The sequence below is a fragment of the Roseobacter sp. YIN89 genome, assembly GCF_057219365.1.
This window is the reverse complement of sequence record NZ_JBXVVD010000001.1, coordinates 937,384-950,849: the sequence shown is the minus strand read 5'-3', so window position 1 is coordinate 950,849 and position 13,466 is coordinate 937,384. Positions and strand designations below refer to the sequence as shown.

The following is a 13,466-nucleotide window of genomic DNA, read 5'->3' as shown; positions in this document are numbered from 1 at the left end:
CTGCTCTTGTTTCGGTTTTTGCCTGCGCCCTTCTCAAGCAACGCGGGCCATTCGCCCGCGGGACAACACCTCATTGCGCTCGTCTTCGAGCACCAGTTCAGCCAGATCGAGGTCAGTCAGCATTGCGCGCGCCTCGCTCACCGACTTTACGTCGTAACATGCGCAAGTCCGATCCGGGTGCACGCGATCAAAATGCAGGAGCTGCCCGCCGTCGGAATAGACGACCTCTTCGCTGGCAAAGACCAGCACGAATAGTTCCGTTTGCCGGGCGGGTGCGCTGCGACAGATCCCGCAAAGTCCCTCCAAGGCTTGCACCGGCACCACGGCAAACGGATCGCCCATGACATCACAGGCGTTTTCACTCCCCACCATCAACCCCTGATCCGGCATGACGGTGATCGCCCGGGCATTGCCCAGAGTGCCTGCCGGAATGGTCATTGGTAAGGGAGTATCCACGTCGTCTTGCGGATCCGTTTTCAGAACGGTGCGGTGGATTTCTAAAATGGGCTGCCAGCCATTGTCGAAGGTGCGCACGCTGTCGCCCACCTCCAGCGTCTCGACTGGACGCATACCATCCTCTGCAACAATGAGCGTTCCACGGGCGATGCCTCGGCGTGACTGCGGCTCGACAATCGTTGCCACTGCCCGCCCCATAAAGGGCAACCCGTCCAAGTTCGTGTTCATTGCGTTCATTTCCCGATCCTTTCCGTCCTGCCCCTCCCCAGAGGCATTTCGACAAAACTGCGACATGTTCAAAGATGGCCAGAACAAAGGCTGCCTTTTGCCGCCAATGGGGCCGAAGCAAGGCATTGTCTCGCATCAGCGGGGTAATGACACGCTTTGCAGCGCACTGATGCCAAAGGAGGGATAAATCGTGACCGGACCAAGGCGGCAACGCGGCGAAAACTCACGAATTTCACCAAAAAAGAATCACTTTTGTGCCTCAAACCGGTAGCCGAAACGGGCAATGTCGGGCGCACAAATCTCTCCAATCAGGTCTTTGAACCTGTCCGAGTAGTAGCTTTGGTAGGCGCGGTTGCGGTCAGAGGCGTTGCTCTGCGGTAGCGCAAAGTCAAAGCCGAGGTGTTCGAAAAGCGGTGCGGCGTCCTGCGCAAAATGCTCGACCCGGATATAAAGAGAGCATCTTTCTTGTCCGGTGACATCGCGCATGTACTGCGCGGCGGGCAAGGCGGCAAAGGCGCGCTGCTGGCTTGCGTCGGACCAGAAACCTTCGAAGTCGGCGCGCCGCGCCAGATCGACGGCCGGATGGGAAAAGTGTTGCGCGCGCAGCCAGTGATAGTAGCTCACCGCCCTGTCCCACGGGTTGCGCACCAGCGTAAAGGTGAACATGTCGGCCAGTTCCTGTGGCGTGAGTATCCCGTCAATGTCGGCCAGCGTGCTGTGTTTCCAGAGCCGCCCCGCCGGCGCCAGATCACGCAGGCGTTTTTTGCGACGCTGTGCCTTGGGGGTGTCTCCGATCAGGAGATCATCACGCATGGCGCGATCTTCCAGCGCAAGCGCCAGCGAGGTGCCTGCTGTTTTCGGAATATGGACAAAGACGTACCTGCGCCCGTGTGAAATGATCATGTCTTGGCCCGCCGCATCGGCAAATGTCTTACATTACGCTTTTCAATCTCGTTATTCATATTATCCTGATGCGCGCTGCGGAAAGTGAAAAGGGAGTGAGCAGATGGGATGGATGAGCGATGAGACGGGGCTGGACAAGTGCCCGGCCAACCATGTGCCGCTGACGCCTCTGTCGCATCTGGCCCGTGCGCGCGATGTCTTTGCCGGGCACGAGGCGCTGGTCTATGGCTCAACGCGCCTGACATATGCCGAGTTGCACGCCCGCGCGTCGCGGCTGGCATCGACGCTGGCGGCAGCAGGTGTCGGTCCGGGTGATGTGGTTGCGACACTGCTGCCCAATGTGCCCGCTCAGGTCGAGGCGCATTTCGGCGTGCCTGCCTGCGGGGCGGTGCTCAACACCATCAACACGCGCCTCGATGTCGACACGGTCCGCTACATCTTTGCCCATGGCGAAGCCAAGATGGCACTGGTCGATACCCAGTTTCTGGAACTGGCGGAAGCTGCCTGCGAGGGGCTCGACCCCGCGCCCAAGATCGTCGAGGTCCCTGACCCGGTCGCGGGGCTTTCCGCGTCGGGACGGCATATGCAATACGAGCAGATGCTGGCGCAGGGCGACCCGCATTTCGACTGGATCATGCCAAAAGACGAGTGGGAAAGCCTTGCGCTGAATTATACGTCGGGCACCACCGGGCGCCCCAAGGGCGTGGTTTATCATCACCGGGGCGCTTACCTAATGACCATGGGAACGGTGATCTCATGGCGCATGGTCCTGCATCCGACATTCATGCAGATCGTGCCACTGTTTCACTGCAACGGCTGGAACCACGCGTGGATGATGCCGCTGGTCGGCGGCACGCTGGTCTGTTGCCGCGACATTGCCGCCAAACCGATCTACGACGCCATCGCAGACGAAAAGGTCAGCCATTTTGGCGGCGCACCTATCGTGCTGAACATGCTGGTGAACGCAGGCGATGACGAACGACGCGCGTTCGATCATCAGGTCGAAGTCTTTACAGCAGGCGCGCCCCCTGCCCCGGCGACGCTAGCCAAGATAGAAAAGCTAGGCTTCAACGTCACGCAGGTCTACGGGCTGACAGAGACCTACGGCCACGTCACCGAGTGCCTGTGGCGTGCTGCTGACTGGGATACGCTGGACGAGGCGGCACGCGCCGCGATCAAGGCACGGCAGGGCGTCGCCTTTCCGATGATGGAACATATCACCGTGCTGGACGATAAAATGCAGCAGGTTCCGCGGGATGGTACCACGCAAGGCGAAATCATGGTGCGCGGCAACTCGGTAATGAAGGGATATTACAAGAACCCGCAGGCCACGCAGGAAGCCTTTGCGGGCGGCTATTTCCATTCCGGCGATATCGCGGTGCAGCATGATGACGGCTACATGCAAATCGCAGACCGGGCCAAGGACATCATCATTTCCGGGGGCGAAAACATCTCGTCTGTTGAAGTCGAAGGCGTGCTGATGGGGCATGACGACGTGATGCTGGCGGCTGTGGTTGCCAAGCCGGATGAGAAATGGGGCGAGGTGCCATGTGCCTTTGTAGAGTTGAAACCGGGGGCCACTGTGGATGAGGCCGGGCTGATCGCCTTTTCCCGCGAGACGCTTGCCGGGTTCAAGTCGCCCAAGCAGGTGGTGTTTCAGGAACTGCCCAAAACCTCGACTGGCAAGATCCAGAAATTCGAATTGCGCAAACGCGCACGCGAGATGTAGCGCCGCCGGCCCGGGTGCTTGCGACGCGAAGTGCCCGCTTTGACGCCCTGCTGAAACACGGTACCCTGCGGTCGGAACAAACGAGGGAGGGATCCGATGTATTTCGATGATCTGCCTGTGGGGTACAAGTTTGACACCGGCGCACATCAGTTAAGCGCCGACGCCATCAAGGCATTTGCGCAAGAATGGGATCCGCAACCCTTTCACCTGGATGAAGAGGCGGCAAAAACGTCGCCCTATGGCGCACTGATCGCTTCGGGGTTTCATACTTTGCTTGCGGCCTTCCGGCTGACGGTGGAGGCCGAAACCTGGGCGGAAAGTTCGATGGGCGGGCCGGGCATCAAGGAATTGCTCTGGCTCAAACCTGTCTATGTCGATGATACCATACGGGTCAGCGCAGAGGTGATGTCGGCGCGGGCATCACAGTCGAAACCCGATCGCGGGATTGTTGACATCCGCAATGACGTTTTCAACCAGTCCGGCGAACTGGTGGCACAGTATCAGGCCACGCACATCCTGCGGCGGCGGCCGCCGGCATAAGCGTACGCATGGGTGACGAAGGCTTTAGCTCTGCCTGCTAATGGTTTGAGCGAGATCTCACCGCGTCTGCTACCTCGGGCGCGATCAGGACAGATGGCGCATCCTTGCGCAGTCTTTCGGGGTCCGGTCTGACACGCCGGGTCCGGTCATCTGGTATTCCGGCAGGCCTGCCACCCTGATGCATTCCCCTTTTTTACCCGTGACCCTGCCAGGCGATGCAGCCTGTAGCGGGGCCTGTGTGCTGGTGCTTTAGTTCGTCGGGCGGGCGTGTTAATTTCGCGGCAAGCAACAGCGATAAGAGCAGTTCCGCACCGCATGGTCGCCCTGACAAAATACGCCCGTCTTGAAGGTGCCGCGCTTTGGCGCGCGCACCCCGACGACCAACGGCGCGAGGTTATCGTCTCAATCGGCGATGCCACACTGGTGATTTCCGACATGCAGGACCGCGCGATCACCCATTGGTCGCTGGCAGCGGTGGTGCGTGCCAATCCCGGCAAACGCCCGGCAATCTTTCATCCCGATGGCGACGCGGGCGAGACGCTTGAGTTCGCCGAAGACGAAGCGCATATGATCGATTCCATCGAGAAGCTGCGCCGCGCGATTGACCGGAGCCGGCCCAAGCCGGGTCGTCTGCGTTGGGCCGGCGTGCTTGTCTCTGTCGGTCTGGTGGCAGCACTCGCGTTCTTGTGGCTGCCCGGCGCGCTGGTGTCACATACGATGAAGGTTGTCCCGCAGGTCAAACGTGCCGAAATCGGTGCTGCTCTGAGTGACCGGCTGCAACGGATGACCGGACCGGCCTGCACCGCCCCGGCGGGGTTTGCGGCACTGCGCAAGCTGCGTGCGCGGCTCGGCACCGGGCCGTTGCAGGTGGTCCCGGATGCGATCGACAGCAGCCTTGCACTGCCCGGCGGCACCATTTTGCTGGACCGTGCGCTGGTTGAGGATTTCGAAGAACCGGATGTCGTCGCCGGTTACGTGCTTGCCGCTGAGGTCGGCGCACGTGCGGATGACCCGTTGCGGCAAATGCTTGAACGGGTCGGCACGCTGGCCAACTTTCAGCTTCTGACCACGGGCGAATTCCGTAGTGACACACTCGACCGTTATGCGCAGGTGCTTTTGACCGACGCGCGCGCACCCGCCCCGACAGATGCACTGTTACAGGCCTTTGAAGCGCGGGACATCCGATCAACCGCCTATGCCTACGCGCGCGATGTGACGGGCGAAACCGTGCTGCCGCTGATCGAGGGAGACCCGATGGCCGGACGCGAGCCGGTGATGGTGTTGAGCGATGCCGACTGGTTGCGGCTTCAGAATATCTGCGGCGGCTGAGGACTAGCGTTCTTCACGCAGGCGCCGTGGCACCGTCGAGGTCCACACCTGACGCATTGCGCCAAGCCCCTGCAGTGACTGCTCTGCCCGCTGCGGGTTCAGGCGGTCATCGTCCCACGCCGAGCGGTAGCCCTTGGGCACCGCCACGGGCGGCAGCGCGCTGCGCTGCTCATAAAGGTGGCGCGGCAGAACACGGGTGCGTGGCCCGACGCCCTTTGCCGAGGCCGTCTCCGCGGTAAAAACAGTGCCCACCCCTGCCCGAACCGGCGGTGTGACCGTTGGGCGCGCGGGCGTGGACGCGCCGATTTCGACCACTTCGGGCGCGGGGGCGGCGGATCGCTGCGGTGCTGTCGCGGCAGCCAGCGTCGGCTGGAACCCGCATACCGGTTTACGGTCACGCGTGACCCGCGGCACCCAGTTGGTCTGCCCCGCGTTACCGGCGCGGATATAGACGCACCCACGGCTGTCTACATACTGCGCACCTGCATAACTTGCAGGCGGCACCTCTGCTGGTGGCCGCAACTGAGATTGCGCCGCCACCGGTGCGCACAGCACTGCCGCAACAAGCGCCGCGACCACGGCAGAAAAGCTTCGATTTCTGTGCATCATTGCCCCCACAAGATGTGCCGGTACCGTGCCTGAAAGCTGCAGCACTGGCAACCGAAAGCGGTGGCGGCGCGCTTATTTCGTTCCGAACATCCGGTCGCCGGCATCGCCGAGTCCGGGAACGATATATCCGATATCGTTGAGCTTTTCATCCAGCGCCGCAGTCACGATCGGCACGTCAGGGTGCGCCTGCTTCATCCGCGCGACGCCCTCGGGCGCGGCCAGAAGGCACAGGAAACGGATGTTCGTGGCGCCTGACTTCTTGAGCAGATCGATCGCCGCCACCGATGAGTTGCCGGTTGCCAGCATCGGGTCCACCGCGATGACCAGCCGGTCTTCCAGCGCTTCGGGCACCTTGAAGTAATACTGCACGGGTTTCAGGGTCTCTTCGTCCCTGTAAAGGCCCACAAAACCGACACGGGCAGACGGGATCAGTTCCAGCACCCCGTCCAGCAGCCCGTTGCCCGCGCGCAGGATCGAAATGAGCGCGAGTTTCTTGCCATCAAGCGTCGGCGCGTCCATCTGCTGCATCGGCGTCTCGATGCTTTTGGTGGTCATCGGCAGACCGCGGGTAACCTCATAGGCCAGAAGCTGGCTGATCTCTCGCAGCAACTGGCGAAACACGGCAGTGGGCGTGCTTTTGTCCCGCATGATGGTGAGCTTGTGCTGAACAAGCGGGTGATCGACGATGGTAAGGTGGTGATCAGACATGAGTGCCCCTCGCGTTTTACTAAGACCGATGTAGCGGTTTGGGCAGGGGCGCCGCAACCCGCCATGGCAAGTGCCCCGCCAAAAACGCGGGTCGGATCAATTGCGCGGGACCGGCACATTCAGGTGCCGGGCCACGAGTGACGCCACATCGCGAAAGCCGATGTGGCCCAACGCGCCGCACCCGATCCCGCAGGCCAACACCGGCACGCGTTCGCGTGTATGATCGGTGCCTTCCCAAGTCGGATCATTTCCATGGTCCGCAGTGATCACCAGCAAATCACCGCTGTGCAGTTTCGGCAGTATCTGCCCTATCGCGCGGTCGAACCACTCCAGCGCGCGGGCATACCCCGCGACATCGCGCCGGTGACCGTAAAGGCTGTCAAACTCGACGAAATTCGCGAATGTCAGGCTGCCGTCTTCGGCTTGGTCCACGGCCTCGTCGAGATAAGCCATCAGTTCGGCATCGCTGCCCTTGCGGACGTCATCGATGCCCTGCATCGAAAAGATGTCGCCGATCTTGCCAATGGCATGCACCTTGCCGCCAGCATCCTGCACCCAGTTGGTCAGCACCGGCGCAGGCGGCGCGATGGCAAAATCCTTGCGGTTGCCTGTGCGCTGAAAATCCTGCGGTGTGCTGCCGATAAAGGGGCGGGCAATCACGCGACCGACTTTCATTTCGTGCAGCAAGGGGGCCATATCCGCACACAGGGCCAGCAAGCGATCAAGCCCAAAGCTTTGTTCATGCGCGGCGATCTGGAACACGGAATCCGCCGAGGTGTAACAGATCGGCCAGCCGCTGCTTATGTGCTCAAGCCCGTGCTTTTCGATAATTGCAGTGCCCGAGGCATGGCAATTTCCCAAAATACCGTCACATCCTGCCGCCGCGCAGACGGCCCGGACGATTTCTTCGGGAAAGGCGGGGTCTGTGTCGGGGAAGTAGTGCCAGTCCCACGGCACCGGCACACCTGCCAGTTCCCAGTGGCCCGACGGGGTATCCTTGCCGCGTGACACCTCGGTCGCGGCCCCCCAGTAGCCGGTTGGCTCACGCCCCAGCCCCGGCGCGGGTTTGCCGCTGGCAAGCTGCGCTGCGCGTCCCAGCCCAAGGCCGTCCAGCACGGGCACGTCCAGCGGGCCGAGCCGGCCCTTGTTTGCCGTGCCCAGCGCGCAGGCCCGCGCGATGTGCCCCAGCGTGTTGGCGCCCGTATCCGGCACGTTGCCGTTGAAGTAGTCTTGCGCATCCGGTGCGCCGCCGATGCCCACGGAATCCATCACGACCAGAAATGCGCGGGTCATCAGCCTATCCTTTCCAGTATTAGATCGGCGGCTGCGGCAGGCGCGTCAGGTGTCAGGGTAATGGCCTCGCGCACCGCGCGCGCGGCCCGATCAGCCGCGTCAGGGCGTGCGGCATGCACGACAGCAAGCGGCTGGCCCTTGCGCACCGGGTTACCCAGACGCGCGACCCGCGCGATACCCACCGCCGGATCGACGGTATCGCTTTCGACACGGCGCCCGCCGCCGAGCGCCACCACCGCCAAGCCAAGCGCCTCGCCGTCAATCGCGCTGACAAATCCGTCCTCTCGCGCCGTCACCTCACGGATGACGGTCGCCTCGGGCAGGAACCGACGCCAGTTATCGACGAATTGCACCGGACCGCCCATGGCCGCAACCATCCGGCCAAACCGCTCTGCCGCACGACCGTCGCGCACGGCTGACGCGATCGCGTCGGCGCCGGCCTGCACATCGTCCGCAAGGCCCGCGTTGGCCAGAAGAACCCCGCCAAGAGCGGCGGAAATCTCGACCAGCGGGCCGCGCGGCGCATCGGTGAGCACGGCCATCACCTCGGCCACCTCAAGCGCATTGCCTAGACTTGGCGCCAGCGGCTGGCTCATGTCGCTAATCAGGGCCGAGGTTTTGCACCCCGCAGCATTCGCCGTCTGCACCAAAGCCTCGGCCAGTGCGCGGGCATCGCCGATCTGCTTCATGAACGCGCCACTGCCCACCTTGACATCCAGCACCAGCCCTTCAAGCCCGCCTGCCAGTTTTTTGGACAGGATCGAGGCGGTGATCAGATCAAGACTGTCAACTGTGGAGGTCACATCGCGCACGGCGTAAAGGCGCTTGTCCGCAGGGGCGATATCGGCGCTGGCACTGACAATGGCGCAGCCCGCCTCTGCGACGACGGCACGAAAGCGCGTCTCGTCCAGTTGCGTGACCAGCCCCGGAATTGCATCCAGCTTGTCCAGCGTGCCGCCGGTGTGCCCCAGCCCTCGCCCCGAAATCATGGGCACGAAAGCACCGCAGGCCGCCAGCGCGGGCGCCAGCAGAAGCGACACACAGTCCCCGACACCCCCTGTGGAGTGCTTGTCGAGCACCGGCCCCGGCACATCCCAGCCGAGCACCTGACCGCTGTCACGCATCGCAAGTGTGAGTGCGACCCGGCCTTGGGTCCCCAGCCCGCGTGCGCAAACTCCCATGGCAAAGGCGCCGGCCTGCGCATCGCTGATCTGCCCGTCAGCCAAAGCGCCTGCCACCCACGCCAGATCCTCTGTGCTCAGCGGTTGGGCATGGCGTAACCGCGCCAGAACAGACCGCGCGTCGGCCATCTCAGGGCTCCATATGCGCTGCAGAAAAAACGCCCGGCAGCAGATCGCCCACGGTCGTGATCTGTTCCACACCGCCCGTTGTCGCCATGATCACCGATGCCCCGGCATCCGCGAACTCGGCCAGCTTTTGACGGCAGCCGCCGCAGGGGGTCACCGGCATGGGCGAGCCCGCAATCACGTAGGCTTCGGTCAGACGGGTTTCGCCCGCTGCCACCATCGCGGCAATCGCTCCGGCTTCGGCACAGGTTCCTTCGGGGTACGCCACATTTTCGACATTGCAACCGACATAGACCGTTCCCGAGGCGGCACGGATGGCCGCGCCCACCTTGAAATTGGAATACGGCGCATGGGCGTTTTCACGCACCGCCGTGGCGGCTGTTTTGAGGTCTGCTGACATGTCGTCTCCGCTGTTGTGATCGCACCGGATGGAACCGCGCCACCGGCCTGTGCGTTTGCTTTACGTGACACGTTACCGGAGTTTTACGATGACCAAAACACCTCAAAACGACATCATCGCAGGGCCTCAGGCGGTCGATCTGCACACGCCCGAGCACGACGAGCCCGTGAGCAACCAGACCGCCACGATTCTGCGCGCGCTCTGCGACAAGGTGGGCGAGCCCTTTGACGGGGCGCTGACCGAAGCACAGGCGCGCGCGCGCATAGCACTGCTGGAAGAGAAATACGACGTCAGCGCAACCGATTAGGGGTCGGCAGGCTCGGTTTTAAAGACACCGGGCAGCGACACCTCCAATAGTTCCAGATCGGCACTGGGTTCGGCATAGCGCGTGGCCATTCCGGGTGGGATGACAAAGGCGTCTCCGGCACCCAGAGCGAAGGGCTCGCGCCCCTCACCTTCGAGCCGCATGCTGCCCTCCATCACGAATGTGAACAGGATATCGCTGTTATGACGTGTCCACGCCGGATCACCGCGACCGGGGCGCACGACATGCACGCCCGCCACGCCTTGGGTGTTGTCAGAGATCAGCGTATCGCGGCTTTGATACCCCGGCACACGAAACGGTGCCCAAACCGCCGTTTCAGCCTTGTGATGTACGAACCGCTGGCCGTCAAAACGGCGCTCGGGCCGAGCCAGACCGTTCGGCAGGGTCATCTCGTGGTCAATGGTCGTGACATGCTCTGCCGGCACACCGATTTCGATGACCTCGATATTGTCCGAGGCATATAGCACCCGGTGGCGGATCTGCGGGGGCTGGATCACGCAGTTTCCCGCGTGCAGACGGAACGGTTCGCCCTGATCCTCATAGACCAGATCGACCCACCCGCGGTAACAAAAGATCAACTGGAACCCGACGGTGTGGTAATGCACCATATCCGGCACCGGGCCACCGTCGGGAATGCGAATGTGGCTGGCGATGATCGACCCGCCAAGCCGGTCGGGGATCAGGTCGCGGTAATGCATTCCGGCACGACCGATCACCCATGGCGCCTGATCCGCCAGCCGCCGCACCACAAAGCTGTGGACCGTCTGCGGCATCTGCAATGGTTCGTTCAACGGGGCAATTTCGATACGTGTGCCATTGGGGGCCTGCAACGCCGTTTCGCCCTTTGCAAACCCCGCGACGTCCTCGGTCAGTATCCGCAGCGTGCCGGGTGGCTCTGTCGCATCCTTGTCGACCCGCACCCGCAGCCCGTGGCCCGAAAAGACCGCGACGGACGGGTCGTCAGCCGGATAGATCATATCCATCCGCATCCCCAACACTTTGGTAAAAAACGGAATATCGTCGCGCAATTCCTGCGTTGGCAAGCGCACTTCGGCCCTGATGTCGGTCATTTGCTGGCTCCTCGACGCGGCCCGTTTTCAGCATGAAAACTAAAGGGTCGCAATTCTTGCTCTGATGATTAAGCTGGCCAAAGTCATTTTGCAAATCAACGACGGGGTGGACACGCCCTGCGATCAGGTGCAATCAGACACCGCGTCGACACCATAATGGTTTAACGTTAAACTATATTTGACTTCACAGGGGACATCACATGTCAGACACGCCAAATCTGCGGCAAGCGGCGCTGGATTATCACGAATTTCCAAAGCCCGGAAAGCTGGAAATCCGCGCAACAAAGCCCTTGGCCAATGGACGTGATCTGGCGCGCGCCTATTCCCCTGGCGTCGCCGAAGCCTGCCTTGAAATCAAAGACGACCCGAGCACGGCGGCAAGATACACGGCGCGCGGCAACCTCGTTGCCGTCGTCTCCAACGGCTCGGCGGTGCTGGGACTGGGCAATATCGGCGCACTGGCCTCCAAACCGGTGATGGAAGGCAAGGCTGTCTTGTTCAAGAAATTTGCCTCCATCGACTGTTTCGACATCGAGGTGAACGAAAGTGACCCCGAAAAGCTGGCTGACATCGTCTGCGCGCTTGAGCCGAGTTTCGGGGCGATAAATCTGGAGGACATCAAGGCCCCTGACTGTTTTGTTGTGGAACGCATCTGCCGCGAACGGATGAATATCCCTGTGTTTCACGACGACCAGCACGGTACGGCCATCGTGGTCGGCGCGGCTGCCAAAAATGCGCTGCATGTGGCTGGTAAAAGCTTTGAGGACATCAAGATCGTCTCGACCGGTGGCGGGGCTGCGGGCATTGCCTGCCTCAACATGCTGTTGAAACTGGGTGTGAGACGCGAAAACATCTGGCTCTGCGACATCCATGGTCTGGTCTACGAGGGCCGCACCGAAGACATGAACCCGTCCAAGGCCGAGTTTGCGCAGGTCTCGGACAAACGCTCGCTGGATGACGTCATCGATGGGGCCGATCTCTTTCTGGGGCTGTCGGGTCCGGGCGTGCTGAAGCCCGAGATGGTATCGCGCATGGCAGACAAACCCATAATCTTTGCGCTGGCCAACCCTACCCCCGAAATCCTGCCTGATCTGGTACGCGAGGTGGCCCCCGACGCCATCATTGCGACCGGACGCTCTGATTTTCCAAATCAGGTGAACAATGTTTTGTGCTTTCCGTTTATCTTTCGCGGCGCATTGGATGTGGGTGCCACAGCAATCAATGACGAGATGCAGCTTGCCTGTATCGACGGGATTGCGGCGCTGGCCCGCGCCACCACATCCGCCGAGGCCGCAGCCGCCTATCAGGGCGAGCAGCTGACCTTTGGCGCTGACTACCTGATCCCCAAACCGTTCGATCCACGGCTCGTCGGCGTGGTGTCATCGGCGGTGGCCGAGGCCGCGATGCAAACCGGCGTTGCCACGCGCCCGATCGACGATCTGACTGCCTACCGTCAAAAACTGGACGGGTCGGTCTTTAAATCGGCGCTGCTGATGCGTCCTGTTTTTCAGGCCGCGCGCAGTTCGCCGCGCCGGATCGTCTTTGCCGAGGGCGAGGACGAGCGGGTTTTGCGCGCCAGTCAGGCGATGCTGGAAGAAACGACCGAGCGGCCGATCCTCATTGGGCGTCCCGAGGTCATCGAGATGCGCCTGCAAAAGGCAGGGCTGACCATAAAACTTGGCAGCGATGTCGATCTGGTCAACCCCGAGAATGACCCGCGTTACCGCGACTACTGGGAGAGTTATCACAGGCTGATGTGCCGCCGCGGTGTGACGCCCGATCTTGCGCGGGCGATCATGCGCACCAACACGACGGCGATTGGTGCAGTGATGGTGCATCGCGAAGAAGCCGACAGTTTGATCTGCGGCACGTTCGGAGAGTTCTCGTGGCATCTGAATTACATCAACCAGATCCTCGGACGTGACGGGCTGCGCCCTGTCGGCGCGCTATCGATGATGATCCTTGAGGACGGGCCGCTCTTTGTCGCAGACACGCAGGTCCACCTGCATCCCACCCCCGAAGAGATCGCCGATATCGCCATCGGTGCGGCGCGCCATGTGCGCCGTTTCGGTCTGGAGCCAAAAATCGCCTTCTGTTCGCAAAGCCAGTTCGGCAACAAGGGCGAAGGTACCGGTGGCCGGTTGCGCGGCGCGCTCAAGCTGCTTGACGAGGCCGGCCACGATTTCTGCTATGAGGGCGAGATGAATATCGACACCGCGCTTGACCCGGAACTCCGCGCCCGCATTCTGCCGTCGAACAGGATGGAAGGGGCGGCAAATGTGCTGATCTTTGCCCATGCCGATGCGGCCTCGGGCGTACGAAACATCCTGAAGATGAAGGGCGGTGGTCTTGAAGTCGGTCCGATCCTGATGGGCATGGGGAACCGCGCGCATATCGTGTCGCCTTCGATTACCGCGCGCGGATTGCTCAATATGTCGGCCATCGCAGGCACGCCCGTGGCACACTACGGCTGAAGCGACTTGCAAAAAAAGCTGTGCATCGCGCAGGACTGGCTTAATATCAGGTAGGCGAACGGCAAAAACACAGTCTGTTGGCGAAGGTAAAGGGG

13 protein-coding genes are annotated in these 13,466 nt (G+C 61.9%); 5 read left to right on the top strand and 8 right to left on the bottom strand.

The features are described 5' to 3' along the window. Positions 1–33: 33 nt before the first annotated feature. Entirely contained in the window at positions 34–693 is a 660-nt protein-coding gene (locus tag AC2D8V_RS04675) for a Hint domain-containing protein (protein WP_484732351.1), read from the bottom strand. Between the two features lie 237 nt (positions 694–930). After that, on the bottom strand, positions 931–1,587 hold the full coding sequence (locus AC2D8V_RS04670) for a sulfotransferase family 2 domain-containing protein (protein ID WP_484732350.1): 657 nt from the start codon (positions 1,585–1,587) through the stop codon (positions 931–933). A 103-nt stretch (positions 1,588–1,690) separates the two neighbouring features. Between AC2D8V_RS04670 and AC2D8V_RS04665 the strand changes: the two genes are divergently transcribed. From AC2D8V_RS04665 to AC2D8V_RS04655, 3 genes are all read left to right on the top strand, one after another. Beyond that, positions 1,691–3,316, top strand: coding sequence for an AMP-binding protein (locus tag AC2D8V_RS04665; RefSeq protein ID WP_484732349.1), 1,626 nt, complete (start codon positions 1,691–1,693; stop codon positions 3,314–3,316). 96 nt (positions 3,317–3,412) lie between these two features. Continuing rightward, entirely contained in the window at positions 3,413–3,856 is a 444-nt protein-coding gene (locus tag AC2D8V_RS04660; RefSeq protein WP_484732348.1) for a MaoC family dehydratase, read from the top strand. A gap of 315 nt (positions 3,857–4,171) precedes the next feature. Continuing rightward, a complete protein-coding gene (locus tag AC2D8V_RS04655; protein WP_484732347.1) occupies positions 4,172–5,185 on the top strand; it encodes a M48 family metalloprotease in 1,014 nt (337 codons plus the stop codon). Between the two features lie 3 nt (positions 5,186–5,188). Here AC2D8V_RS04655 and AC2D8V_RS04650 read toward each other — a convergent pair whose 3' ends face one another. From AC2D8V_RS04650 to AC2D8V_RS04630, 5 genes are all read right to left on the bottom strand, one after another. Further along, positions 5,189–5,794 carry a hypothetical protein gene (locus tag AC2D8V_RS04650; protein ID WP_484732346.1) on the bottom strand — a complete coding sequence of 202 codons (606 nt, stop codon included), beginning with the start codon at positions 5,792–5,794 and terminating at the stop codon, positions 5,189–5,191. Positions 5,795–5,866: 72 nt separating this feature from the next. Beyond that, positions 5,867–6,502 (bottom strand): uracil phosphoribosyltransferase, encoded by a 636-nt coding sequence (gene upp, locus AC2D8V_RS04645; protein WP_484732345.1) that lies wholly within the window; start codon positions 6,500–6,502, stop codon positions 5,867–5,869. 96 nt (positions 6,503–6,598) lie between these two features. Next, positions 6,599–7,795, bottom strand: coding sequence for a phosphopentomutase (locus AC2D8V_RS04640; RefSeq protein ID WP_484732344.1), 1,197 nt, complete (start codon positions 7,793–7,795; stop codon positions 6,599–6,601). Next, a complete protein-coding gene (locus AC2D8V_RS04635; protein WP_484732343.1) occupies positions 7,795–9,105 on the bottom strand; it encodes a thymidine phosphorylase in 1,311 nt (436 codons plus the stop codon). The genes AC2D8V_RS04640 and AC2D8V_RS04635 overlap by 1 nt, the downstream gene beginning before the upstream one ends. A gap of 1 nt (position 9,106) precedes the next feature. Next, positions 9,107–9,502 (bottom strand): cytidine deaminase, encoded by a 396-nt coding sequence (locus AC2D8V_RS04630; RefSeq protein ID WP_484732342.1) that lies wholly within the window; start codon positions 9,500–9,502, stop codon positions 9,107–9,109. An 88-nt stretch (positions 9,503–9,590) separates the two neighbouring features. Here AC2D8V_RS04630 and AC2D8V_RS04625 point away from each other — a divergent pair, with 88 nt between their 5' ends. After that, on the top strand, positions 9,591–9,809 hold the full coding sequence (locus tag AC2D8V_RS04625; RefSeq protein WP_484732341.1) for a hypothetical protein: 219 nt from the start codon (positions 9,591–9,593) through the stop codon (positions 9,807–9,809). Here AC2D8V_RS04625 and AC2D8V_RS04620 read toward each other — a convergent pair. Then, positions 9,806–10,897 carry a cupin domain-containing protein gene (locus tag AC2D8V_RS04620; RefSeq protein ID WP_484732340.1) on the bottom strand — a complete coding sequence of 364 codons (1,092 nt, stop codon included), beginning with the start codon at positions 10,895–10,897 and terminating at the stop codon, positions 9,806–9,808. The two genes, AC2D8V_RS04625 and AC2D8V_RS04620, sit on opposite strands and share 4 nt — an antisense overlap. A gap of 200 nt (positions 10,898–11,097) precedes the next feature. Here AC2D8V_RS04620 and AC2D8V_RS04615 point away from each other — a divergent pair, with 200 nt between their 5' ends. Continuing rightward, positions 11,098–13,371 (top strand): NADP-dependent malic enzyme, encoded by a 2,274-nt coding sequence (locus AC2D8V_RS04615; protein WP_484732339.1) that lies wholly within the window; start codon positions 11,098–11,100, stop codon positions 13,369–13,371. Positions 13,372–13,466: the final 95 nt, after the last annotated feature.